Source organism: Dyella sp. SG562 (genome assembly GCF_011759495.1).
Lineage (GTDB): Bacteria > Pseudomonadota > Gammaproteobacteria > Xanthomonadales > Rhodanobacteraceae > Dyella_D > Dyella_D marensis.
The window spans coordinates 1-23,750 of sequence record NZ_JAAOYS010000007.1 but is presented as its reverse complement, the minus strand read 5'-3'; the positions used below and the strand labels follow the sequence as shown (position 1 = coordinate 23,750).

The following is a 23,750-nucleotide window of genomic DNA, read 5'->3' as shown; positions in this document are numbered from 1 at the left end:
AAGCGGGCGGGAGCGCCCAAACCGCTGACCGGAAAGCGCTTTCGGCGGCGGCGCGGCGGTGGACAAAACGCTGCGGGCAATGCTGAACTTGCCGCTCCCCACCCCAAGGAAGCTCCCATGCGCAAGGAAGCCTTGCTCTGCACGATCGCTGTCGCCCTGCTCGCCTGCGGCACCGCCCAGGCCGCGTCGGATGGCCAGTTCTATCTCGGTGCGAGCGCGGGGCAGTCGAGCTATCGCGCCCTCGACTCGAAGCTGTTCTTTGCCAATACACACACGGACCGGCAGGACCTGGGCTACGGCCTGCGCTTCGGATATCGCTGGTCCGGCCCTGTGGACGTGGCAGTCGAAAGCGGATTCGTCGACCTGGGACGGATGGCGCTGCAGTCGTCGTATCGCGGCGGCCTGATGGTCACCCGCGCCGTCACCAACAAAATGCGGCTGGACACCAAGGCTGTGACGCTTGGCCTGGCCGGGCGCTATGTCTTCGGTAACGACCAGGCATGGCTGGTTTCGGCCCGTGGCGGACTGCTGCGTGGCTACGCCGATGTCGACGAGCGCAGCCATATCGATTGGTACCACATACTGGACAACACCCAGGGCTCTTACGCCAGCTCGACGTCGCACACCGACACCTATACGAGCTGGTACGCCGGCATTGGCATCGGCTACCGCTTTACACCGCAGCTGAGCCTCTCCCTGACCTATGACAGCTACCGGGTGAAGGCACGCTTCGCCGCTGAAGACCTGTGGCCCGCGCTGGAATACCGCCATTGGGTCGGGTTGTCGTCCCTGTATCTCGAATACAGCTATTGAGGGCCTGCGGGCGACCGCCGGCATGGCGGTCGCTCCGACAGATGTCCGATAGCCGCAAGGCATATGCATCGAAAGAATCCTCATATCGCGCGATATCGCAATTTCCTTCGCGAGAAAATTCTTATAAATCAATTTGATGTGATTTATCGAAACCAAGGCCAGGCTTTGCATCCGCCTGATTCGCAAAATATTTCGCCTTACGCCTACTTTGCGCGCGCCTGCCATCGCGCTAGTTTTGCCGGTACCGATACCTCGGCGTTCAGGGGAGCCACGTATCGGCGGGGAAGTTCTTCGCATTGACCAAAGCAGCGCTTAGCCGGCCCGGCCGCGGAGCGCGGCGTCGGCATGTGCCGCCTCGCCGTCCGTTCGCATCCGCGCTTCCGGGTCCATCCACGGAGGAACGCACATGCTCGCCCAGCTTCACCGCAAGACCCTCGCCGCGTCCCTGACGCTCCTGCTCGCCACCGTCTCCACCGCTACCTTCGCCGCCGGCACCAAGCCGGCCGCCGATCTGGGCGCCGCCAATGCCGACCAGAAGGTCAACGTCACCCTGGTGCTGAAGCTGCACAACCAGGAACAGCTGGAGCAATACGTCCAGCAGACCGTGACGCCCGGCCATCCGAACTTCCGCCGCTTCCTGACCACGGCCCAGTTCGCCGACAAGTACGGCGCGACGGACCAGGAGATCAAGCGGGTACAGGACTTCCTGCGCCAGAACGGGCTCAGCGGCACTTTGCTGCCGAACCGCATGGCGATCCGCACCAGCGGCACGCTCAGCCAGTTCGCCACGGCCTTCCAGGCGCCGATCCACAACTATCGGTCGGCGGAAAACGGCAATGTCTTCCATCGCCCGTCCAAGGCGCCGACCCTGCCGGCTTCGATCGCCGACAACGTGCTGCTCGGCTCCAGCCTGAGCAGCGAACACAAGGTGCTGTCGCACCGCATCAGCACGCCGGATGCGGCCAAGGTCACCCTGCAGGCGACCGCCAAGGCCCAGGCCAGCATCGCCGCCGCGGCTAAGCCCGCCGCCGGCAATCCCACCGCCACGGGCACCCCGGGCGAGTACACCGTGGGCGACGTCGCCAACTTCTACAACATCAATCCGCTGTACGCGCGCGGCATCACCGGCAAGGGCACCACGGTGGCCATCGTCACGCTGTCGGACTTCTATCCGTCCGACGCGCAGGCTTACTGGGACGGCATCGGCCTGACCACCAAGGCCAACCGCATCGTCAAGGTGGCCGTGGACGGCGGCGCCGCCTTCGACGGCGGCAGCGGCGAGACCTCGCTGGACGTGGAACAAGCCGGCGGCCTGGCGCCCGAGGCGGACATCCTGGTCTACCACGCACCCAACTCCGGCAGCAGCTTCACCAATGCCGCGCTGCAGGCGGTGTCGGACAACGTGGCCGACACCATCTCCACCAGCTGGGGCCTGCCGGAAATCTTCAACTTCGCCGCGCTGAACGTGGACGGCGCCAAGAACACCGACACCACCGACGTGGGCGACCTGCAGATCTGGCACCAGATCCTGCTGGAAGCCGCGGTACAGGGCCAGTCGTTCTTTGCCGCCACCGGCGACTCCGGTGCGTACGACACCGTGCGCGGCCTCGGCGTCGGCACCACCCCGGGCACCTTCAACGCGCCGCTGACCGTTGACTCGCCGGCTTCCGATCCGCTGATGACCGCGGCGGGCGGCACCACCACGCCCTTCAGCTACAAGTTCCGCACCGGCCCGGTGCAGTCGATCACCAAGGAACAGGTGTGGGGCTGGGATTACATCCAGAACTACTTCGACCAGTACGTCGGCAAGGGCGTGATCGACCTGTTCTCGGTCGGCGCCGGCGGCGGCGTGAGCGTGTACTGGAAGCGGCCGTTCTACCAGCTGTTCACCCAGGGCATCCGCACCAGCGCCAAGAACCAGACGCTGACCTACAACGACACCACCGGTCCGCAGGTACTGCTGAAACTGCCGGGCAACTTCCATGGCCGCAACCTGCCGGATATCTCGCTCAATGCGGATCCGGAGACCGGCTATATCGTGGTGTCCACCGTCGACGGCGGCGCCACCGCCGGCAACGGCGGCACCAGCTTCGTGGCGCCGCAGCTCAACGGCATCAGCGCGCTGCTGACGCAGAGCGGGCACCGCCGCGTGGGCTTCTGGAATCCGCAGGTGTATGCGCTGCAGAACATCTTCGGCTACGGCAGCTTCAGCAGCTTCAACGACATCCGCCAGGGCGACAACTGGTACTACCAGGGCAGCGGCGGCTACGAGCCGGGCTCGGGCATCGGCACGTTGAACGTGGCGAACTTCGATCTGTTCCTGCGCGCGTTCTGAGACGTCTTCAGCGATACAGGACCTGGACCGGCCCCGCGAGGGGCCGGTCTTTTTTGCAGCGCCGCCAGGCTGCTGCCACCCTTGCCCGCTCCCGCATAACCCGCCATGCTCGCCGCCAGTTTTTATCCACAGGGCGGCCCCTTCATGAGCGATACCCCGGCATCCGGCTACGTGCGGCGACTGACTTCGTGGGACGCCGCCATGATCGTGGTGGGCGGGATCATCGGCGGGGGGATCTTCCTGAATCCCGGCATCGCCGCGCAGCGCACGGAATCGGGCCTGGCCCTGCTGCTGGTGTGGGTGGGCGCGGGCGTGCTCACCCTGATCGGCGCGCTGTGCTACGCGGAACTCGGCGCACGCCGCCCGCATGCCGGCGGCAGCTATGTCTACCTGCGCGAAGCGTTCGGTTCGCTGGCGGGTTTCCTGTTCGGCTGGACCATGCTGCTGGTGATCTATTCCGGCTCGGCCGCGGCGGTGGCGACGATCTTCGCCAGCTATGCCTCCGGCGTGTTCGGCCTGCCCCCGGGCACGATCAAGCCGCTGGCCGCCGGCGCGCTGGTGTTCGTGGCCGGCATCAATCTGTTCGGCCTGAAGCTGGGCGCGCAGGTGCAGAACCTGTTTACGCTGCTGAAGCTGCTCGCCGTGGCGGTGCTGGTGGTGTGCGGCTTGTTCCTGGCCGGCGCCAATGGCGCGGGCGTGCTCGCCACCGATCCGGCGCGCGGCAACGTCGGCTTTATCGGCGCGGCGCTGCCGGTGCTGTTCGCGTATTCGGGTTTTACCTATCTCAATAATCTGGCGGGCGAAGTGCGCGAGCCGCAGCGGACGCTGCCGCGGTCGTTGTTCATGGGCATGCTGCTGGTGATCGCGGCGTATGCGCTGGTCAACGTGGCGTATCTGGCCGTGCTCGGCCATGCCGGCCTCGCCGCCAGCACCACGCCGGCGGCGGACGTGATGAACCGCGTGTTCGGCCCGATCGGCGCCAAGCTCATTGCCATCGGCATCGCCGTCTCCACCCTGGGCTTCTGCAACATCACCCTGGTGGCCGGCGCGCGCGTGCTGCAGGTGATGGGCGCGGACGGGCTGTTCTTCCGCAGCGTGGCGAAGCTGCATCCGCAGCACCGCACGCCGAACGTGGCGCTGCTGCTGCTCTCCGGCTGGGCCGTGCTGCTGGCGCTGTCGGGCAGCTACGGCCAGCTGCTGGACTATGCCACCTTCGGCGACTGGCTGGCCTGCGCGCTGGGCGTGGCCACGCTGTTCTGGTATCGCCGCACGCAGGGCGCGGAGGCGAGCTTCCGCGTGCCGGGTTATCCGCTGCTGCCGCTGATCTTCGTCGGCGTAGTCGGCTGGGTGGTGATCGAGACCATGCGCAGCAACCCCGTCAATGCGGGCATCGGCGTGCTGATCATGGTGGCCGGCGTGCCGGTCTACTACGTCTGGCGCCGGCTGTTCCCGCTCGCGCAGGCCAGCTGACTTCTCACTTTCAAGACGGCGCAGCCGCGCCTGTATGAACGCGGGCGCCCCGCGTAGTCCCCAAGCCGCCCCCCGCGATGCCACAATGCACCGGATCGGCAAGGAGAGTTTCACGATGGCGCAGGCGCAGGCCCTGGCAAGCAAACCGACCAGCAGCATCACCCCCGAGAAGGTGCGCGAAGGCATCGCGGTGGAGATCAACGGCCGCCCGTTCCGTCATACCGGCGATCCGGACATGCCGCTGCTGTGGTACCTGCGCGACGTGCTGCGCCTCACCGGCACCAAGTACGCCAGCGACCACGGCCTGGGCGGCGCCGACCTGGTGCTGGTCAACAACAAGCCGGTGTCGGCGGTGAGCGTGCCCATGCACGAGCTGGCCGACAAGAAGATCACCACCGTGGAAGGCCTCGCCGCCGCCGACGGCAAGCTGCATCCGCTGCAGCAGGCCTTCGTCGACGAGGACGCCATCGGCTGCGGCTACTGCACGCCGGGCTGGCTGATCGCCTCGCTGGACCTGCTCAACCGCCATCCCCAGCCCACCGACGACCAGATCGACCAGCTGCCCAACCTGTGCCGCTGCGGCTGCCAGACCCGCGTGCGCCGCGCCATCAAGCGCGCTGCCGCGGCGATGGCCGGAGGCCGCGCATGAGCCGCCGCACCGACACGCCTGCCCTGCCCCAGCGCCGCCGCTTCCTGCAGGTGCTGGCCGGCACCGCCGGCGCGCTGATCGTCGGCGTGCGCTACGCCGAGGCCGGCGATGCGCCGGTGCCGCCGGCCATGCTCGGCGACGCGCTGTACGGCCTGGGCGCCTATGTACGCATCGACGCGGACGGCAACGTGCTGATCGGCGCGCGCGATCCGGACACCGGCACCGGCGTGGCCACCTCGCTGCCGCGCATCGTCGCCGACGAACTCGACGCGGACTGGTCGCGCGTGAGCGTGGTGCCGCTGGGCCTGGGCGTGGAGAACGGCAACGGCGAACCGCGCTGGAGCTACGGCCACCAGCTCGGCGGCACCGGCAGCTCGATTTCCGCCGCCTGGACCGATCTGCGCCAGGCCGGCGCGCTCGCCCGCTGGCTGCTGATGCAGGCCGCCGCGCGCCGCCTCGGCGTGCCGGCCGACCGCCTGCGCACCCAGGGCGGCGCGGTGATCTCGCCGGACGGCCGCCGCTTCGACTACGGCTCGCTGGCCGAGGCCGCCTCCAAGGTGGCCCCGCCCACGGCACCGGTGGCGGTGAAGACGCCGGACCGCTACACCCTCATCGGCCAGCCCGCCGGCGACGTCGACGCGCGCGCCATCGTCACCGGCCAGACCCAGTTCGCCATCGACAGCTATTTCGGCGACGCGCTGGTCGCCGTGCTGGTGCACTGCCCGTGGATCGACGGCAGCCTGGTCAACAAGGACTTCCGCGAAGCGGAAGCGGTCAAGGGCGTGTTCAAGGTGGTCGAGCTCAAGCCCGAGCCCGGCCTGCTGCCCGGCGAAACGCCGCTGGCGCCGTCCGTGGCCGTGCTGGCCGAGGACACCTGGTCCGCGCTGCAGGCGCGCGCCAGGCTCAAGCTCGAATGGAAGCCCGGCCCCAGCGGCAGCGAATCCAGCGCCGCGCTGGAGCAGCAGGCCACCGAACTGGTCAGCGCGAAGACGCCTTCCGCCAAGGAACTGGCCGCCAACCCCGCCAGCCAGCCCATTGCGCCCACCACGCGCGTGCGCAACGACGGCGACGTCGACGGCATGGCGAAGAAAGCCGCGCGCCGCGTCGACGCCACCTACGTGCAGCCCTGGCTGGCCCACGCCACCGCCGAGCCGATGAACTGCCTGGTGCGCGTGGACAAGGACCGCGCCGTACTGGTCGCGCCGACCCAGGCGCCGCAGCGCGCATGGTCGGTGGTGCAGCGGCTGACCGGCTTCAAGCCGGACCAGATCGAGATCCGCGTGCCGCGCGTCGGCGGCGGCTATGGCCGCCGGCTGGACCACGACTTCGTCGCCGAGGCGGTGATGCTGGCCAAGCTGGCCGACCGCCCCGTGCGCCTGCTGTGGACGCGCGAGGAAGACCTCGCGCACGACTACTACCGCTCCGCCAGCGTGTACAGGCTCAGCGCCACGCTGGACGCCAAGCGCCAGATCGTCACCTGGGACCAGCGCATGGCCAGCGCCTCCGCGCTCGCGCGCCGCGGCGCGCCGGAACAGCGGCTGTGGACGTCCGAAGTGGACGTCAACCAGCTGCCCGCCGGCCTGGTGCCCAATTACCGCAGCGACTGGTACGCGCTGCAGTCGGCGCTGCCGCGCGGCCCGCATCGCGGCATGCCGCACGTGGCCAATGCGTTCGCGGTGGAAAGCTTCGTCGACGAGATCGCCAACGCGCTGAAGGAAGACCCGCTGGCCACGCGCCTGCGCCTGCTCGGCGACGCGCGCCAGGTGCCGCTGCAGGGCGGCGGCACTTTCGACACGGGCCGCCTGCTCAATGTGCTCAAGCTGGTGGCCGACCGCATCGAGTGGAAGAACTGGCTGCGCACCGTCAATGGCCTGGGCATCGCCTGCTGGCATATGGACGGCGCCTACGTGGCGCATGCGGTGGAGACCTCGCTGCAGGGCCAGAAGCTCAATATCGAGCGCGTGGTGTGCGCGGTCGACGTGGGCCGCGTGATCAATCCGCTGGGCCTGGAAGGACAGATCGCCGGCGCCACGCTGGATGCGCTCTCCGCCGCGCTCAATCTCGCCGTCACCTTCAAGGACGGCCAGCCGCAGCAGCGCAGCTACAAGGACTATCCGCTGGCCAGCATGGCCCAGCTGCCCGATGCGATGGACGTGATCATCGTGCCGGGCGACCGCGACCCCGCCGGCGCCAGCTTCCTGGCCATGCCCACCGCCGCGCCCGCGCTGGCCAATGCGGTGTTCCGCGTGAGCGCGGTGCGCGTGCGCAGGCTGCCGCTGATGAGGGAATTGCTGCGTCTGCTGTGAGGTGGCGCGTAGCGCGTAGGTTGGGGTGAGCGCAGCGAACCCCAACGTTGCGCGGTGTTGGGGTTCGCTGCGCTCACCCCAACCTACGCCGGCCTTCATCAAAGCTTGCGCATGGCTGACATCGCACAAATGTGCGCTGCGCAGGTTTTCACGCGCGGCGTGCGTCGCTTAGTCTCGCTCTCCGGGGGGATTCACTACACCGGGGAGGGTGGGATGCATTATTCGCGCAAGACCTTGCTGTGCACCGCTATCGTGCTGGCCATGGCCGGCTTCGCCGCCACGGCGGCGGCACAGGACGCCAGCAATGGCAGCACCGCACAGAATCCGGCCGCACCGTCGGCGGACCAGAAGAAAGCCACCAATCTCGAAGGCGTGACGGTGCTCGGTTCGCGCCGCATCGGCGGTTCGGAGACCGAAACGCCCGTGCCGGTCGACGTCATCCCGATGCAGAAGCTGGCTGAGCAGAGCCCGCAATTCGATCTCGCACAGAACCTGCAGTACACCGTGCCCTCGTTCACCTCGGTGCGCCAGACCGGCTCGGACAACGCCGACCTGGTCGACTCGGCCGCGCTGCGCGGCCTGGGCTCGGACCAGACCCTGGTGCTGGAGAACGGCAAGCGCCGCCACAGCGTGGCGCTGGTGAACCTGTTCGGCGCGCGCAACCGCGGCAATACCGGCACCGACCTCAATGCGATTCCCGCGCTGGCGATCGAGCGCGTGGAGGTGCTGCGCGACGGCGCCGCCGCGCAGTACGGCTCGGACGCCATCGCCGGCGTGATGAATATCGTGCTGAAGAAAAGCCCCGGCTGCGAAAGCGTGGCGGGCTTCGGCGAATACACCCGCGGCGACGGCAAGAACTACCTCACCTCGGCGTACTGCGGCTTCCGCTTCGACAACGGCGGCAGCGTGGGCATCACCGGCGAGTGGCAGAAGCGCGGGCGTTCCAACCGTTCCGACCCGGGCGATCCGCGCACCATCGGCGACACCAAGGTCGACAACGAAACCCTGTACGTCAACGGCGAAGTGCCGGTGGCGGAATCGGCGCACCTGTATTTCACCGGCGGCGTGCAGAACCGTTCGGCTTCGTCGGCGGCGTTCGCGCGCGGCGGCATCGGCTCGGACGACATTCCTTCGCGCAACTCGGCGGCGATGTATCCGGACGGCTTCGTGCCGTACATCAACGGCGCCATCAAGGACCGCTACGCCATCCTCGGCGTGTGGGACAACTTCGGCGACTGGCGCGCGGATCTCTCGCAGACCTACGGCTACAACGCGCTGCAGGACATCATCAGCAACACGCTCAACGCCTCCATCGCCAATGCCGACCTGCTCGCCGGCGGCCCGGGCCTGAGCCCCAACCGCTTCCATGCCGGCGGCTTCTCGTTCGAGCAGGAAACCACCAACCTGGATCTGTCGCGCTACTACGGCGACATTCTCGCCGGCCTCAACATCGCCTTCGGCGCGGAATACCGCCGCGAGAACTACCGCATTACGCCCGGCGAACGCGGCTCGTACGTCGATGCCGACGGCCCCGGCGGCGGCAATGCCGGCAGCCAGGGCTTTCCCGGCTTCCAGCCCGGCGACGCCACCAACCAGAGCCGCCACAGCTATGCGGCCTATGCCGACGTGGAAACCGACTGGACGGAACGCTTCCTCACCGACGCGGCCGTGCGCTACGAGCACTACAGCGATTTCGGCTCGACCACCACCGGCAAGCTGGCCGGCGCCTTCCACGCCACCGACAAGCTGCTGCTGCGCGGTTCGGTTTCCACCGGCTTCCGCGCGCCGTCGCTGCAGCAGCGCTGGTTCTCGTCCACCTTCACCGACTTCGTCAGCGGCCAGCCGGTGGACGTGGTGCTGGCGCCGAACGGCGGCACCATCGCCAATGCCGCGGGCATTCCGCCGCTGAAGGAAGAGAAGTCCAAGAGCTATACGCTGGGCGCCACCTGGTCACCCGGCAACGATCTGCAGTTCACCCTGGACGGCTATCGCATCGATATCGACGACCGCATCGTGCTCAGCGGCCGCTTCGACACCACCGACCCGAACATCGGCGGCATCCTGCAGCAGCTGGGCGTGGGCCAGGCGCAGTTCTTCGTCAACTCGGTGGACACCAGCACCAAGGGCCTGGACTTCACCGCCAGCCACCGCATGGACCTGGGCGGCGGCACGCTGCGCACCAACTTCGGTTTCAACCGCTCGTTCACCCGCGTCAAGAAGATCCACGCCCCGCCCGCGCTGGCCGGCCGCGAGGACGTGCTGCTGTCGGACCGCGAGCGGCTGTTCCTGGAGGACGGCGCGCCGAGTTCGAAGGCGATCCTGGGCTTCGACTATGCGCTGGGCCAATGGGAAGCGAGCTGGAAGTTCATTTACTTCGGGCCGATGACGCTGGGCACCTTCAGCGGACCGCCGGTGCCGAACCAGCATTACGCAGACAAGACCTCGGCCGACGTCGCGCTGACCTACCACTTCAACGATCAGGTCAAGTTGACGGTGGGCGGCTCGAATATCTTCGACAAGTTTCCGAGCAAGCAGGATCCGAACGAGACGGACAATGGCTTCAAGTACGAAGCCGTGCAGTTCGGCTTGAACGGCGCTTCGTGGTTTGCGCGCGTCGCGATCAACTTCAAGTAACCCTCGACGTACCCCCTCTCCCCTTCGGGGAGAGGGTTGGGGTGAGGGGCCGGGCGGAGCGAAACGCTGACGCCTTGCCTCGAACTTCTTTTCGCTCTTAGAAACGCTCCCGCGAGCCCCGCCCCTCACCCCGCCCTCTCCCCGCAGGGGAGAGGGAGAAGTGTGGTGCTTCGCGAAAATCGTCAGTGAAACTGATCGCTCGCCGGCACCCACGACGAGCTCGTCGCCTTCGCCGGCGCCGCACGCCCCGCCGGCAACCGATCGTCCACGCACCCCGGCGGCAGCGGCCCGCCGCTCACCTTCGCCGTCGCGCACTGCGCGCTGTTATCGAGCTTGATCGGCGCGGCCACGGTTGCCGCGGACGCCGCCGGCGCCGGCGGCACCAGCGGGTTGGCCGGCGCCAGCACCATGCGCTCGTACACCTTGTCGTCCACCGGCTTCGGCGGCGGATCGCCATTGCCGCAACCGAACAGGCCGACCGGGAACAGCGGCATCACCACGCATTCGACGCGCACGCCGCGCGGCAGGTGGAAAGTGTGGCGCACCGTGGTCTTCTCCACCGCGTGGCGCAGCGCGGTGTCGATCGAGCTTTCGCCTTCGGGCGTCCAGTCCTTTTCGAAGCGCGTGGACTTGTAGCCGATGTTCGGCGCGCGGTGCTCCATGATTTCCGTATTGCCGCGCGGCTGCAGCTGGATGTAGTTGCCGGCCAGTCCGTCCTGGCCCTCGCCCTTGCCCTGCTGCCCGTTGCCCTGGCCATTGCCCTGCCCCGGCGGCAGCGACAGATTCAGGCCGCTCTTGCCGGGGCCGCCGGGCGAAGACGTCACGCCGTTGGGCGATGCGCCCGGCGCGCCGCTCTCGCTGCCTTGCGGCGTGGCGTTCGGCGCGCTGCTCTTGCCGCTCTCGGCGCTGGCGGTTTCACCGGCGGGCGCGCTGGCCTTGGGGCTGGCGGTGGAGCTGGCGGCCTGGCTCTGCGCGGGCGCGGCCTGCTCGCTGGAAGACGTCGAGGCTTCGGCGGACGACGGCGACGGCTGGATCTGCGGACGCTCCAGCGCGGGCTTGTTATCGATCGCCACGGATTGCGGCGACACCGTCTGCACCGGCGGCGCCTGCGGCTTGTCGAGGCTGGGGCGCGCGTTCTCCGGCAGCGGCACCGCTTCGAGTTCGGCTTCGGCGACGCGGATCGACGGCGCCTGGATACGCTGCTGCTCGCGCGGCACCACCGCGGTGGTGGCGGACTGCGCCTGCAGGTTCACCGTGGGCGCCGCCTGCGCGGGCAGCGGCACGGCCTGCAGTTCCGGCTCGGTGGGCGCGGCGACGGTCTCGGCGCGGATCGCCTGCGGCGGGCTCGGCGGCGTGGGCTTGGGCACCGCATGCTCCATCGCGATGGTCGGCGCGCTCACCTGCGGCGCGGACTGCGCGGGCACGTCCGGCAGGGCCAACGAAGCCGGGGGCGGCATCGGCGCGCTGCCTTCGGCCTGCGCCTTGCGCACCGGCTCGGGCTGGAATTTCGGCGGCACCGGCTGCGGCGCGGGCGGCGTGTCGAGCGTGACCTGCGGCGGCTCCGCGCTGGTCGGCACGGGCTGCAGTTCCGGCGCCGGGGCGGGCTTGGGCAAGGTCACGGCCGGGCGCGGCGCGGCGACCGGTTCGGGCTTGGGTGCGCTGGGGCGGGCCTTCACCACGATGACGGGTGTTTCCACCGCGGGCACCGGCACCGGGGCGAGATCGGCTTCGACGCGGGTGGAGCTGCTGCTCTCGCGCCGCGTGCGCGCCACCGCCGGCGCACCGCCGGCCTTGCGCACGGGGCCGACTTCCTTCGGCGGCGTGCCGCGCACCGGAGGAGGCGGCGGCGGTTCGTCCTTCTTCTTCTCGATCAGCCGCACCTGCAGCGGCGCGCTGTGTTCTTCCGCCGGTTCGACCAGGTCGTACGCCGGCCCCAGGATGGCGCCGAACAGCACGATCAGATGCACCAGCAGCGTGCCGACCAGGCCCAGCACGCGCAGCAGGCGGTCGCGCGGGCGATCCTTGCGCCGATTGCGATAGACCGCCGCGCGCGTGGCCGCCTCGCGCGGCGAAGGCAGCGCGACCGTGACGCGGGAGGGATCCTGGGGAGGCGACGACATGGCGCGCAGTGTAGCGGGCGTGCCTGCGGCAGGCGTAGGTTGGGGTTCGCCTTTGGCTCACCCCAACCTACGGCTGCTACGGTTTCGGCGCGTGCATCTTCAGTTCGGCATCCACCGAGCGATTGGGCGTATCCACCGGACAGCCGTGCGGCAGCGGCTTGCCGTCGCGGTAGATCCGGATGCATTCCTCTTCGCTCGGCGGCTCGGGCGGATTCGGCGGCGGCGCCAGCGAGCGCGCCGGCGCCATGCTGAGGCGCTCGTCACCGTCCTTCGCCGAGGGCGGCGCGGGCGGATCGCCGCCACAGCCGCCGGCGAGCGCGGCCAGCGCCACCGCGCAGTGGATGCGCAGGCCGGGAGCGAGGGTGACGGTCTTCTTCACCGTGGTCGCGTCGACCACGCGCTTCAAGGCGCTGTCCAGGGCATTGCCCTTGTTCCAGTCCTGGTCGAAACGCGTCGCCTGGTATTTCACCGGGTTGTCGTGGCGCATCACCTTGCTGTCGCCGACCACGCCGCGCTCGACATAGCTGGCGCTGGATGCCGCCGCCGGCTGCGCGGTGGGGAGCAGGGGCCGGCCATCCGCACCGAACAGGCGCGGCGCCGGGGCAGCGACACTTGCCGCCGGGGCCGGCGCCGGGGTGGGCAGGCTGGCCGTCATCGCGTTCCTGGCCGGCGGCTCGCGCACGGGCGCCACGCGCGGCGCGGGCGGCGGCGGGGGCACAGCCTCCACCGGCGGCGGCGCGGAACGCGGCATGCCGCGCGGGATAAAGCGCACCTGCAGCGCATCCCCGGCGCGCGGCGGCGGCAGCGGCTCGCCGGGCCGGGGCTGCATTTCCCACCAGGTCACGCCGATGAACAGCAGGTGCAGCACCAGGGCCAGGGCCATGCCGGCCCAGAAGCGCCGCCGGTCGCGCGGCTGGCGGCGCCAGCGCAGCTCGTGCAGCAGGGCACGGGTCGGACCGTCCAGCGGGGCCAGGCCACGCTCGCGCCCGTCAGGCGCGTTCCAGCGGTGATGTTCGACCTGCGGTGCGTGTTCGATGGCGGTGACCTTGAAGCGGGCGAAAGCGCGGATGGTCCGCGTGCAACCCATCCAAGACAAATCCCATCGGTCGTGGTTCCCCGCGCTGCAGCTTGACCCGGCCGCCCCCTCGCTCAAGGCTATGCGGACGGCGCCCCGCGCCGTGTCCCGCCATGACCGCCCCCGCGTCCCCGACGCCCGGACTCGCCATGACGCCCCGCCATCGTCAGCCGCAGTCGCGGCCTCGTGCGGCGCCGACTGTCGACGACCGCAGGACCCGCGCCTCCGGCTTCAGCAGAGGAGGGTCGCATCGTGTCGTACAACACGGAAACCATCCGCAACATCGCACTCGCCGGCCATGCCGGCTCCGGCAAGACCACCTTGTTCGAAGCCCTGCTGCACGCAGGCGGCGCCATCCAGACGCAAGGTTCGGTGGAACGCGGCAGTACCCAATCCGACACCGACAGCCAGGAAAAGGCGCGCGGCCACTCCATCGACAGCTGCCTCGCCGCGATCGACCTGCCCCGCTGCCATATCAACCTGATCGACACCGCCGGCTACGCGGATTTCCGCGGCGCCGCACTGTCCGCCTTCGCCGCGGTGGAGACCGTCGCCATCGTGGTCAATGCCGCCAACGGTATCGAGTACGGCACCCGCCGCATGATGGAGCGCGCGAAGGAGCGCGGCCTGGCCCGCGTGCTGGTGATCAACAAGATCGACACCGACGTCGCGCGCCTGGAAGCGCTGACCGAAGCGCTGCGCGAAGAGTTCGGCTCCGAATGCCTGCCGGTGAACCTGCCCGCCGATGGCGGCGCGAAGGTGCTGGACTGTTTCTTCCACAGCGATGGCGCCACCGACTTCTCCTCGCTGGCCGAAGCGCACCAGCGCATCCTGGACCAGGTGGTGGAAATCAACGAGTCGGTGATGGGTTCCTATCTCGATGCCGGCGAAGAAGCGCTCACACCGCAGCAATTGCACGATGCGTTCGAGCAATGCCTGCGCGAAGGGCATCTGGTGCCGATCTGCTTCGTCAGCGCGCGCACCGGTGCGGGCGTGGCCGAGTTCCTGGAGCTGGCCGAGCGATTGCTGCCGAATCCGTCCGAAGGCAATCCGCCTCCTTTCCTCAATTTGAAAGACGAAACCATTGAAGTCGGCGCCGATCCGGCCAGGCACGTGGTCGCAGACGTGTTCAAGATCGTCAACGATCCCTTCGTCGGTAAGCTCGGCGTATTCCGCGTGTGGCAGGGCACGATCCGCCGCGATACGCAGCTGTTCATCGACGACGGGCGCAAGCCGTTCAAGGTCGGCCATCTGTTCCGCCTCAACGGCAAGCAGCATGTGGAGATCGAGCAGGCCATTCCCGGCGATATCGCCGCGGTGGCGAAAGTGGAGGAAATCCACTTCGATGCCGTGCTGCACGATTCGCACGACGAGGACCTGATCCACCTCGCGCCGCTGCGTTTTCCGCAACCTATGTTCGGCCTGGCGCTGGAGCCCAAGCACAAGGGCCAGGAGCAGAAGCTTTCACAAGCTCTGACGCGGCTGTCGGAGGAAGACCCCTGCTTCCGCGTGGAGCACCACAAGGAACTGAACGAAACCGTGGTGCGCGGCCTGTCCGACCTGCACCTGAAGGTGATGCTCGAACGCATGAAGGAACGCTACGGCGTGGAAGTGGTGACCCACCCGCCGCGCGTGGCCTATCGCGAAACCATCGCCAGCCGGGCCGAAGGCCACCATCGCCACAAGAAGCAGACCGGCGGCGCGGGCCAGTTCGGCGAAGTGTTCCTGCGCGTGGAACCGCTGGATCGCGGCGCGGGTTTCCAGTTCGTCGACGAAGTGAAAGGCGGCGTGATTCCCAACCAGTTCCTGCCGGCGATCGAGAAAGGCGTGCGCCAGGCCATGGAGAACGGCGCGGTGGCCGGCTATCCGATGCAGGACCTGCGCGTGACCGTGTACGACGGCAAGTACCACCCTGTGGATTCCAAGGAAGTGGCCTTCGTCTCCGCCGGCAAAAAGGCCTTTCTCGACGCGGTGGGCAAGGCGCGGCCGATCGTGCTGGAACCCATCGTGGACGTGGAAGTGGCCATTCCCGAAGCGAATGTCGGCGACGTCACCGGCGGCCTGGCCGGCAAGCGCGCGCGCATCCTGGGCACCGATACGCAGCGCGGCGGCGAGCTGGTGATCAAGGCGCAGGCGCCGCTGGCCGAGCTGATCGACTACCCCTCCGAGCTGAAGGCGGTGACCGGCGGACGCGGCCGCTACAGCCTGGACCTGAGCCACTACGAACCGGTGCCGCCACCGGTGCAGAAGCAGCTCAGCGAGGCGTGGAAGCCGCACGTGGAGGAGGACTGACGGCTCCTTCACATCAATCGGCCACCAGGCGCTTGAGCGGGCACCGCGACGGCGCCATCTACATGGAAGAACCACGCGAGCGCTCCGCGATACCGGAGCGCGGGAGGAATCATGAGCCGTGCCTTCGTAAAGGACAGCGACGACGCGGGCGACGCCTTGCCGGAAATCCCGCTGAGCGAACATCCCAACTACGTCACCCCGCGCGGACTTGCACAGCTGCGCGCACGCCTCGACGCCGCGCAGTCGCGGCGCGATGCATTGAAGACAGGCGAGCCGACCTTGGCGCAGCAGAGCGAGCTGGCCGCGGTGGAGCGCGAGCTGCGCTGGCTGAAGGCGCGCGTGGCCGGTGCGATCGAGATCGACCTGGCGCAGCAGCCGCGCGACCGCGTGGCGTTCGGCGCCGGGGTGACGGTGGATTCGGCGCAGGAAGGCGAGCATGCCTACCGCATCGTCGGCGAGGACGAGGCGGATGTGGAGCATGGCCTGGTGAGTTATGTGTCGCCGCTGGCGCGGGCGTTGATCGGGGCGCGCGTCGGTGAGGAGGTGACGTGGCAGCGGCCGGCGGGGGATCTGAAGGTGGAGATCGTGGCGATCGATTACGGCGACGATACCTGAGCAGTCCAACGCCGGCACCTGCAAACACGCCGCAACGTTGGGGTTCGCCTGCGGCTCACCCCAACCTACGACGGTATCGAAGAGCTACAAGCGCCCTGCTCTTTTCACCGCCAGATAGCGCTCGACCAGCACACCCGACAACTCATTGCAGCTCACATCCAGCATCGCCACGCCCTCGCGCCGCAGCGCGTCGTGCATCGCATCGCGCTGCGCCAGGTAATCCATGGCCGCGGCCGCGCGGATCGCCGTATCCAGCTCGTGATCGACCGTCGCCGCCGCCTGATCCAGCGCCAGCTCGCGCAGGCTCACCACCAGCACCAGGTGCCGCCGCGACAGCAACCGCACCGCCATGCGCAGCTCTTCGTCGTCCTCGTCGCGCACATTGGTCACCAGCACCACGAAGGCGCGCCGCCGCTGCCTGGCCTGCAGCGCGCTCGCCGCGGCAAGGTAGTCGGTCGCCACCGCTTTGGGCTGCAGGTCGTAGCCCGCGCCCAGCAGCATGTCCATGCCGCCGCTGCCCTGCTGCGGCGGCATCCAGCGCAGGTCTTCGCCGGCGCAGGCGAGCATGCCGACCGAATCGCCCTGGCGCAGCGCGATATAGGCCAGCGCCAGCGAGGCATTGAGCACGTGGTCGAAATGCGCCAGGCGGTCGTCCTGCGCCAGCATGCGGCGGCCGCAGTCGAGCAGCAGCACCACCTGCTGGTTGCGTTCGTCGCGGTATTCGCGCGACACCAGCCGTGCCACGCGCGCGGTGGCCTTCCAGTCGATCTTGCGCAGGCTGTCGCCGATCCGGTAATCGCGCAGCTCGTGGAATTCGGTGCCTTCGCCGCGCCGGCGCTGCAGCCGCGCACCGACGCTGCGCGAGGCGACTTCCACGCTCAGGCCCGCCATGCGCGCCAGCGGCGCGAAGTTCGGATACACGCGCAGGCTGGCCGGTTCGCCGATGGTGCGACGCTGCGTCCACAGCCGCCACGGCGAGCGCAGGCGCAGATGGCTGCCGGCGAAATCGAAACGGCCGCGGCCGGTGGGCGTCAGCGCGTAATCCAGCGCCAGCTCGCGTCCCGGCGGCAAGCTCAACTGGCGCGGCATGCCGCGCACCGGCCAGCCGCCCGGATGCAGGTCGTGCAGTTCGAACGCGAGCGTGCGCTTGCCCTGCGGGCGCAGGCGCAGGCCCACCACCAGCTCGGGCCCCAGCGGCACCACCGGTGGCAGTTCGCGGCCCAGCACGGGGCTGGGTTCGGCGCGCAGCTGGCGCGCGTCGAGCGCGGCGGCGGCGGCCAGCAGCGCGGCAAACGCCAGCCACGCCGCCAGCGGCAGCCAGCCGATCGCGGCCAGCACGCCCAGCGCGGTCCAGCCGAGCAGCAGCCACAGCAGGGTGGAAGCCGGACGCATCATTGGCGGGGCGCGGCCACCTTGTGCAGCAGCGCCTTCAGCACGTCGTCCGGGCGCTGGCGCTCGATCAGCGCTTCCGGCGCCAGCAGCAGGCGATGGCGCAGCGCGGGCAGGGCCACCGCGCGCACGTCGTCCGGGGTGACGAAGTCGCGGCCGTCCAGCACCGCCTGCGCGCGCGCCAGGCGCACCAGCGCCAGGCCGCCGCGCGGACCGGCGCCGCCGAGCACGCCGGGCCATTCGCGGGTGGCGCGCGCGATGCGCACGGCGTAGTCGATCACCGCCGCGTCCACGCGCAGCTCGGCCACGCCCTGCTGCAGCGCCAGCAGCTCGGGCTGGCTCAGCACCGGGTTGACGCGCGAGACGTCCAGGTCGGCGGCGACGCGGCCGCTCAGCACCTCGTCGACCATGCGCTTCTCGTCGTCCAATGTCGGGTAGTCGATCAGCACCTTGATCAGGAAGCGGTCCAGCTGCGCTTCCGGCAGCGGATAGGTGCCCTCCTGCTCGATCGGATTCTGTGTCGCCACCACCATGAACGGCGCCGGCAGCGGGAAGCGCCGGCCTTCGATGGTCACCTGGCCTTCCTGCATGCATTCCAGCAGCGCGGCCTGGGTCTTGGCCGGCGCGCGGTTGATCTCGTCGGCCAGCAGCAGGTTGGCGAACACCGGGCCGCGGCGGATCTGGAAGCGCTCGGCCTTCGGGTCGTAGATGGCATGGCCGGTGACGTCGGTGGGCATCAGGTCCGGCGTGAACTGCACGCGGCCGAAGCTGCAGCTCACCGCGGCGGCGAGCGCGCGCACCAGCAGGGTCTTGCCCAGGCCCGGCACGCCTTCGATCAGCACGTGGCCGCCGGCCAGCAGGGCCAGCAGCACTTCGTCGAACACCTGCTCCTGGCCGATGAAAGCGCGCGCTACCTGCTCGCGCAGCGATGCGATGCGCGCCATCAGCTGGTCGAACGGCAGCGCGGACACGGCGGCGGCCGGCGGCTCCGGCGCCAGGGCGGGGGAAGGCGATTCGGTAGTCATGGGCGGCTCCTGAGTCGCGCCAGGGTGGTGATGCTTTCGCGGAACGCGTTGGCGTTCGCGGGGATCTGGAAGGCCCGCGCCAACTGCGCGGGATCGACGCCGTGGCGGTCGGCCAGGCGTTCGTACAGCGCCTCGCCTTCGAGCTCGGCGCAGGACGGATCCTGCCGCCGCGCGCGCGCCAGCGCGGCGCGGCAGGCCAGCGCGTGCAGGCCGAGGCCCGCGTCGCGCCGATAGAGGAATTCACCGGCCGCCTGCACGTGTTCCAGCAGCGCACGGCGCTGCAGCGGCGGCGCCGGCATCAGCGGGCCCAGCCTCGCGCTGCGCATCGCCATCCAGGCCAGCAGCAGCACGGTGAGCGCGAGCAGGCCGGGCCAGCCACGGGTGAATAGTGCGAGCCAGAAGGAGGGACCGTCCAGCGCGTAGAGCAGCCACACGTGCCGCTCCTCCGACGGCGCCAGCACGCGCAGGGCGAAGCGCTGCTGCGCCGCGTGGCCCAGCTCGCGGTTGGAGAGCGGCGCCAGGTCGGACAGCAGGCTCACTTCGCCGTCGCCGGCGTAGTAGCGCGCGAAGGAGTAGCCGCGCTGGTGGTCGCCGATCAGCAGGTCCGCGTTCTCGCCGGCTTCGTCGTCGAGCAGGAAGCGCGGGCCGCACAGCACGAAACTGGCCTCGCTCTTGTCCGGCATATCCGTGCTCAGCCGGTCGCAGCCTTCTTCCATGCGCTTGGACGAAAGCCCGCCCAGCGCCTCCAGCAGCGGCGTATGCGCGGCATCGTCCGCCGGGCCCGGCGCCAGCACCAGGTGGCCACCGGCGTTGACCCAGTCGGCGATGCGCTGCGCGTCATCCACGCCGATGCGTTCCAGGCCGTCGCCCAGCACCAGCGTGTCGTTCTCGCCCAGCGGCACGCGGCTCGGCGACAGCGTGGCCACCGAACTCACCGGAATGTCGAGCTTCGCCAGCGTACGTTCCAGCGCGAAGAAGCGGTTGTACTTCGCCTCGCCCTTCGCCTCCGCCGGCACGGTGATTTCCTGCCGCTCGAACAGGGTGAAGAAACCGATCAGGCCGACCGCGAGCACGGAAGCCAGCACGATCACCAGCACCGGCGCGCGATTCATGCCGCGCTCCCGTGCCGCGCGGGCCAGCCGTCGAGCAGGCGGGCGAAATCCTCGTCGCGCGGATAGCGGTCCGCGTAGGCCGCGTACTGCCACGCGCGCACGATCGCCTCGGCGCGCTGGCGCCGCTGCGTGTCGCCCAGCCGGCGCGCGCTGCGCAGGCAGTCCGCCTCGGTGGCGTCCTGTTCCACCGGCAGCTGCAGCGCCGCCGCCACCTGTTCGACGCAGCCGCGATAGAGCAGCGCCAGCGCCTCGCGGCGGTGTCCGCCGCTCCACAGGCGGTGCGTGGCGCCGGCCAGGTCGTCCGGCAGCACCTCCTGCACCTCGATGGTTTCCAGGTGCGTGTCCAGCTTCGCCTCGCCGCGCGCGCGCGCCGCGATCACCGGCATGCGCGCGCGCCGGATCACATACACCGCGATGGCGACGATCAGGCCGATCAGCAGCAACGTCAGCAAACCCTTTACGCCGATCGCCAGCACATTGCCGAAGCCTTCGAACGGCGAACGCCCGAGCTGGACCGGCTTGGGATTCCACGACCAATTGCGCGGCACCCAGGTGTGGTCCTTGTGCGCGCCGCCGAAGCGCGGATCGCGGAAGGCTTCCGCTGCCGCGGTGGCGAAGCGCTTGTCGCTGTTGCTGGCGGGCACGGCGAAGGCATCTTCGATCCGGGTGACCGGCGCTTCTTCCTTCTTGGGCGCCGCGACCTTCTGCGCCCAGGCCCCGTGCGGACAGGCGCAAACCAGCGCCAGCAGCAGCACGGCGGCGGCGCGGCCGGCGGCGAGCCAGCGGTCGCGCAGGCGGCGGAAGGCCAGGTCCACGTCCCAGGCTTCCAGCTGCGTGCGGCGGTTGAGATAGAGCGCGAAACCGGCGGCCACGTGCAGCGGCTCGATCGCGCTCCAGGCCAGGTAGGCCACGCCGGCGATCAGCGCGCCGGTGACTTCGGGCGTGCGCCGCGCGACGCCGCCCACCGAGCCGCGCACCCAGTCGGGCATCAGCTCGGCCGGAATGAACAGCACCACCGACAGGAACAGGCCAAGGAAGATCACCAGCGCCAGTTCCAGGCAGCCGAAGGCCAGCGACGAGGCCTCGGTGCCGATCGGCCGCCGCAGCACGCGCCAGCGTTCGCCGCGCTGCTTGCCCGCAAGGCCTTCGAGCAATTCCATCGGCAGGCGCAGCGCGCGATGGCTGTCGATGCGCCGCCAGGTGATCGAGGCGATGGTGCCGCCCCAGCGCCACTGGCGCTGGCCGCGCAGCGTCTCGCGCCAGCGCGGTGCGCGCTCGAACACGGCGCGCGACAGCACGTACAGCGGCACGCGGTCGAACAGCGGCAGCAGCCACCAGATCAGCAGCGTGGCCAGCCAGGGCCAGTGCAGCAGCCAGCCCAGGGCGATGCACAGCGCCGCCACCGGCAGGCTGAAGGCGAACCACGCGGACCACACCGTTCTGGCATGCGCGCGCAGCATGGCCGCGCCGAGGTCGACCGCCTCGCGCGCCGTGCGCGGACGCAGGGCCACGGTGATGCGTTCAAGCTCCATCGCCGCCCTCCGCGCCGCCGCGCCACAGCCAGCCGATCACCAGCACCCACAACAGCGCGGCGCTGCCGAACTTCAATACATTCGGAAACCAGGCGATCGACGACCAGAACGCCTCGATCGCCGCGGCCACCAGCAGCATGGCGAACGCGCCCAGCGCCAGCTGCGCGCCGATCCAGCCCGCCGCCACCATCGCCGGGCCGCGCCGCTGCCGCCCCGGCGCCAGCAAGGTGAGGCCCAGCCGCAGGCCCGCGCCGCCGGCGATCACCAGCGCGGTGAGCTCGAACGCGGCATGCGCGGCCACGAAGCGCCAGAACGGCCCGCCGTAGCCCATCTGGGTGAGGTGGCCGGCGACGCCGCCGATGATCACGCCGTTGGCGGCCAGTACGTAGACCGCGCCCACGCCCAGCACCAGGCCGGAAGCGAAGGTGCGGAACGCGATGCTGACGTTGTTCATCACGTAGGTGCCGAACATCGCCATGTCGGTGCCGCTGCTGCGGCCGATCTTGTCGTTGCTCGGGTCGTACATCTTCTCGAATTCGGCCAGCTGTCCGCTGCCGAAGATCGAATGCGCCCACTCCGGATGGAACTGCAGCGCGATCAGGCAGAACAGCGCCGGCCCGAAGAACAGCACCGCCGCGGCTGCCATGCAGCGCCATTCGCTGCGCACCAGCCGCGGAAAACCCGCGATGAGGAAAGTGAGCGCCCGATGCCAGCGCGGCGCCGGCGGGCGGTACAGCAGGCGATGGCCTTGCTGCACCATGCGCTGCAGGCGGTCGGTGACTTCGCGGCTGTAGCCGCGCGCACGCGCCAGCGCCAGGTGATGGCACAGGCGGCGGTATTCGGCCGGAAAACCACCGGCGCGCGGACTGCGCAAAGCCTGGCGCTGCTTGCGCTCGACCAGATCGAGCCAGTGCTGCAGCTCGTTCCATGCCTCGCGATGCAGGGCGACGAACCGTTCCTGCTTCATGCGCGCCCCAGCAGCCAGTTGGCATAGCCGAGCAGGCGCTGCACGCCGGCTTCGCCGGTGCAGCCGGTCAGCGGCTGCAGCAGGTCGGCCAGTTCCTGCTGGCGCTGCGGCGTGAGCTGCGCGCAGCGTTCGGCGAATTCCACGATCACCGCCTGCTCGTCGGCGGCCAGGCCCGGCGGCGGCGCCACCGGCGCCACGCTGGGCACCTGGCTGCCGGCCGGCAGTTCGCCGCCGTGGATCACCAGGGTGCCGGCGATGACGTCGCCCAGACGCCGCCCATAAGGATCGATCAGCGTGCTGGCCAGCCCCACCGCGTATACGCCCGGCAGGATGTCCACCACGCGCAGCAGGTTGCGCAGCACCGAAGGCACCAGGGTCACCGGCGCGCCGTCGGCGCTGACCACGCGCAGGCCCATGGCGCGCTTGCCCAGCGTCTGTCCGCCGAACCACACCTCGCACACCACCGCATAGGCCCACATCAGCACGAACATCAGCAATGCACCCACGCCCGCGCCGGCCCGGCCGAGCAGCGACAAGGGAATCATGCCGGCCCAGAACACCAGCATGCGCAGCACGAAATCGATCGTCCACGCCTGCGCGCGCGGCAGTGCGCCGGCCGCGCGCAGGCGTAGAAACACCCCTTCGGGCGTTTCGATCTGCCGGAGCGTATCCAGCATCAGTCGGTGATGACGATGGTGTCCGCGATCATGTCGTGCAGGCAGCGGCGTTCGGCGCCGAAGATCACCAGCGAGTCGGCCAGCGAGATGAAGCCGCCGAGGTAGGGAATCGCACCGAGCAGGCTGATCGGGATGATGCGCATGCCGATGATGCGGCCCAGGCCGATGCGGTCGCCGTTGCTGCGCACGATCTTGATGCCGAGCACTTTCTTGCCGATGGTCTGGGCGTTCTGGTGCAGCAGCACGCAGTTGACGACGAAGATACCCAGGATGATGAGCAAGCCGACCGCCACCGCGACGATGCCGCCCTCGCCCTTGCTGGCTGCCGCGCCGCCGATGCCGACCAGCACGGCGCCTACGCCGACGATCAGGCCGTCGAGCAGGGCTGCGCCGAGGCGCTGGCCTCGCGTGGCCTTGCGCGATTCGAGATCCTGTTGCGAGTAGCCCCCGACGTCGGCCACGGCGGATTGCGGCGCGGCGTAGTAGTTCTGTTCCTTTTCCATGGTTCCGTCCTTGTGGGTGAGTGCCAGCCCCCATAGCAGGCACTCGGGGGAGTATAGGGAGGATTTCTCGCGTGTGCATGAGGGGTTGGGGGCCACGTCGCTCCCCTACTCGTCATCCCGGCGTAGGCCGGGATCCAGTGGCGACCACGCCTGGTTTTTGCGGTGCCGCGGACTGGCCGCTTATGCAGCGGGCATTTCGGACGCCTGCCGGCGCCCGAGTCACTTTCTCTTTGCTG

General features: G+C 69.5%; 17 protein-coding genes. 8 read left to right on the top strand and 9 right to left on the bottom strand.

Features of this window, described 5'->3' with window-relative positions:
* Positions 1 to 117: 117 nt before the first annotated feature.
* The 6 genes from FHW84_RS13680 (at position 118) to FHW84_RS13655 (ending at position 10,207) form a co-directional block, all read left to right on the top strand.
* Positions 118 to 813 (top strand): outer membrane beta-barrel protein, encoded by a 696-nt coding sequence (locus FHW84_RS13680; RefSeq protein ID WP_167256408.1) that lies wholly within the window; start codon positions 118 to 120, stop codon positions 811 to 813.
* 406 nt (positions 814 to 1,219) lie between these two features.
* Positions 1,220 to 3,148 carry a S53 family peptidase gene (locus FHW84_RS13675; protein ID WP_167256406.1) on the top strand — a complete coding sequence of 643 codons (1,929 nt, stop codon included), beginning with the start codon at positions 1,220 to 1,222 and terminating at the stop codon, positions 3,146 to 3,148.
* A gap of 144 nt (positions 3,149 to 3,292) precedes the next feature.
* Positions 3,293 to 4,618, top strand: coding sequence for an amino acid permease (locus FHW84_RS13670; RefSeq protein ID WP_208399790.1), 1,326 nt, complete (start codon positions 3,293 to 3,295; stop codon positions 4,616 to 4,618).
* Between the two features lie 115 nt (positions 4,619 to 4,733).
* Positions 4,734 to 5,267 (top strand): (2Fe-2S)-binding protein, encoded by a 534-nt coding sequence (locus FHW84_RS13665; RefSeq protein ID WP_167256402.1) that lies wholly within the window; start codon positions 4,734 to 4,736, stop codon positions 5,265 to 5,267.
* Positions 5,264 to 7,573: a molybdopterin cofactor-binding domain-containing protein gene (locus FHW84_RS13660; protein ID WP_167256400.1), complete on the top strand. Its 2,310-nt coding sequence runs from the start codon at positions 5,264 to 5,266 to the stop codon at positions 7,571 to 7,573. Before FHW84_RS13665 ends, FHW84_RS13660 begins: the two co-directional genes overlap by 4 nt.
* Positions 7,574 to 7,786: 213 nt before the next feature.
* On the top strand, positions 7,787 to 10,207 hold the full coding sequence (locus FHW84_RS13655; RefSeq protein ID WP_167256398.1) for a TonB-dependent receptor: 2,421 nt from the start codon (positions 7,787 to 7,789) through the stop codon (positions 10,205 to 10,207).
* Positions 10,208 to 10,389: 182 nt separating this feature from the next.
* On the opposite strand, the gene FHW84_RS13650 is transcribed toward FHW84_RS13655, so the two are convergent.
* Positions 10,390 to 12,327, bottom strand: a complete 1,938-nt coding sequence (locus tag FHW84_RS13650; RefSeq protein ID WP_167256396.1) for a hypothetical protein — start codon at positions 12,325 to 12,327, stop codon at positions 10,390 to 10,392.
* A gap of 76 nt (positions 12,328 to 12,403) precedes the next feature.
* Positions 12,404 to 13,414, bottom strand: coding sequence for a hypothetical protein (locus FHW84_RS13645; protein WP_243868118.1), 1,011 nt, complete (start codon positions 13,412 to 13,414; stop codon positions 12,404 to 12,406).
* Between the two features lie 240 nt (positions 13,415 to 13,654).
* Between FHW84_RS13645 and fusA the strand changes: the two genes are divergently transcribed.
* Together fusA and FHW84_RS13635 are read left to right on the top strand one after the other, a co-directional pair.
* On the top strand, positions 13,655 to 15,694 hold the full coding sequence (gene fusA / locus FHW84_RS13640) for an elongation factor G (protein ID WP_167256394.1): 2,040 nt from the start codon (positions 13,655 to 13,657) through the stop codon (positions 15,692 to 15,694).
* A 111-nt stretch (positions 15,695 to 15,805) separates the two neighbouring features.
* Positions 15,806 to 16,309 carry a GreA/GreB family elongation factor gene (locus tag FHW84_RS13635; RefSeq protein WP_167256392.1) on the top strand — a complete coding sequence of 168 codons (504 nt, stop codon included), beginning with the start codon at positions 15,806 to 15,808 and terminating at the stop codon, positions 16,307 to 16,309.
* Positions 16,310 to 16,393: 84 nt separating this feature from the next.
* Here FHW84_RS13635 and FHW84_RS13630 read toward each other — a convergent pair whose 3' ends face one another.
* The 7 genes from FHW84_RS13630 to FHW84_RS13600 all read right to left on the bottom strand — a co-directional run bounded on the left by FHW84_RS13630 (position 16,394) and on the right by FHW84_RS13600 (position 23,514).
* A complete protein-coding gene (locus tag FHW84_RS13630) occupies positions 16,394 to 17,701 on the bottom strand; it encodes a DUF58 domain-containing protein (RefSeq protein ID WP_167256773.1) in 1,308 nt (435 codons plus the stop codon).
* Positions 17,701 to 18,642: a MoxR family ATPase gene (locus FHW84_RS13625; protein ID WP_243868125.1), complete on the bottom strand. Its 942-nt coding sequence runs from the start codon at positions 18,640 to 18,642 to the stop codon at positions 17,701 to 17,703. Before FHW84_RS13625 ends, FHW84_RS13630 begins: the two co-directional genes overlap by 1 nt.
* Before the next feature lie 77 nt (positions 18,643 to 18,719).
* Positions 18,720 to 19,835 carry a DUF4350 domain-containing protein gene (locus tag FHW84_RS13620; RefSeq protein WP_167256388.1) on the bottom strand — a complete coding sequence of 372 codons (1,116 nt, stop codon included), beginning with the start codon at positions 19,833 to 19,835 and terminating at the stop codon, positions 18,720 to 18,722.
* Complete coding sequence (locus tag FHW84_RS13615; RefSeq protein WP_167256386.1) at positions 19,832 to 21,367, bottom strand: DUF4129 domain-containing protein; 1,536 nt, start codon at positions 21,365 to 21,367, stop codon at positions 19,832 to 19,834. The genes FHW84_RS13620 and FHW84_RS13615 overlap by 4 nt, the downstream gene beginning before the upstream one ends.
* Positions 21,357 to 22,334 carry a stage II sporulation protein M gene (locus FHW84_RS13610; RefSeq protein WP_167256384.1) on the bottom strand — a complete coding sequence of 326 codons (978 nt, stop codon included), beginning with the start codon at positions 22,332 to 22,334 and terminating at the stop codon, positions 21,357 to 21,359. Before FHW84_RS13610 ends, FHW84_RS13615 begins: the two co-directional genes overlap by 11 nt.
* Positions 22,331 to 23,011: an RDD family protein gene (locus FHW84_RS13605; RefSeq protein WP_167256382.1), complete on the bottom strand. Its 681-nt coding sequence runs from the start codon at positions 23,009 to 23,011 to the stop codon at positions 22,331 to 22,333. Before FHW84_RS13605 ends, FHW84_RS13610 begins: the two co-directional genes overlap by 4 nt.
* Positions 23,011 to 23,514 (bottom strand): RDD family protein, encoded by a 504-nt coding sequence (locus FHW84_RS13600; RefSeq protein ID WP_167256380.1) that lies wholly within the window; start codon positions 23,512 to 23,514, stop codon positions 23,011 to 23,013. The genes FHW84_RS13605 and FHW84_RS13600 overlap by 1 nt, the downstream gene beginning before the upstream one ends.
* Between the last annotated feature and the right edge of the window lie 236 nt (positions 23,515 to 23,750).

Coding starts and splice junctions, on each gene's coding strand:
- FHW84_RS13665 (WP_167256402.1), top strand. CDS start 4,734: ATGGCGCAGGCGCAGGCCCTGGCAAGCAAACCGACCAGCAGCATCACC.
- FHW84_RS13655 (WP_167256398.1), top strand. CDS start 7,787: ATGCATTATTCGCGCAAGACCTTGCTGTGCACCGCTATCGTGCTGGCC.
- FHW84_RS13670 (WP_208399790.1), top strand. CDS start 3,293: ATGAGCGATACCCCGGCATCCGGCTACGTGCGGCGACTGACTTCGTGG.
- FHW84_RS13660 (WP_167256400.1), top strand. CDS start 5,264: ATGAGCCGCCGCACCGACACGCCTGCCCTGCCCCAGCGCCGCCGCTTC.
- FHW84_RS13645 (WP_243868118.1), bottom strand. CDS start 13,414: ATGGGTTGCACGCGGACCATCCGCGCTTTCGCCCGCTTCAAGGTCACC.
- FHW84_RS13615 (WP_167256386.1), bottom strand. CDS start 21,367: ATGGAGCTTGAACGCATCACCGTGGCCCTGCGTCCGCGCACGGCGCGC.
- FHW84_RS13650 (WP_167256396.1), bottom strand. CDS start 12,327: ATGTCGTCGCCTCCCCAGGATCCCTCCCGCGTCACGGTCGCGCTGCCT.
- FHW84_RS13635 (WP_167256392.1), top strand. CDS start 15,806: ATGAGCCGTGCCTTCGTAAAGGACAGCGACGACGCGGGCGACGCCTTG.
- FHW84_RS13600 (WP_167256380.1), bottom strand. CDS start 23,514: ATGGAAAAGGAACAGAACTACTACGCCGCGCCGCAATCCGCCGTGGCC.
- FHW84_RS13680 (WP_167256408.1), top strand. CDS start 118: ATGCGCAAGGAAGCCTTGCTCTGCACGATCGCTGTCGCCCTGCTCGCC.
- FHW84_RS13605 (WP_167256382.1), bottom strand. CDS start 23,011: ATGCTGGATACGCTCCGGCAGATCGAAACGCCCGAAGGGGTGTTTCTA.
- FHW84_RS13620 (WP_167256388.1), bottom strand. CDS start 19,835: ATGAATCGCGCGCCGGTGCTGGTGATCGTGCTGGCTTCCGTGCTCGCG.
- FHW84_RS13675 (WP_167256406.1), top strand. CDS start 1,220: ATGCTCGCCCAGCTTCACCGCAAGACCCTCGCCGCGTCCCTGACGCTC.
- FHW84_RS13610 (WP_167256384.1), bottom strand. CDS start 22,334: ATGAAGCAGGAACGGTTCGTCGCCCTGCATCGCGAGGCATGGAACGAG.
- FHW84_RS13625 (WP_243868125.1), bottom strand. CDS start 18,642: ATGGCGCGCATCGCATCGCTGCGCGAGCAGGTAGCGCGCGCTTTCATC.
- FHW84_RS13630 (WP_167256773.1), bottom strand. CDS start 17,701: ATGCGTCCGGCTTCCACCCTGCTGTGGCTGCTGCTCGGCTGGACCGCG.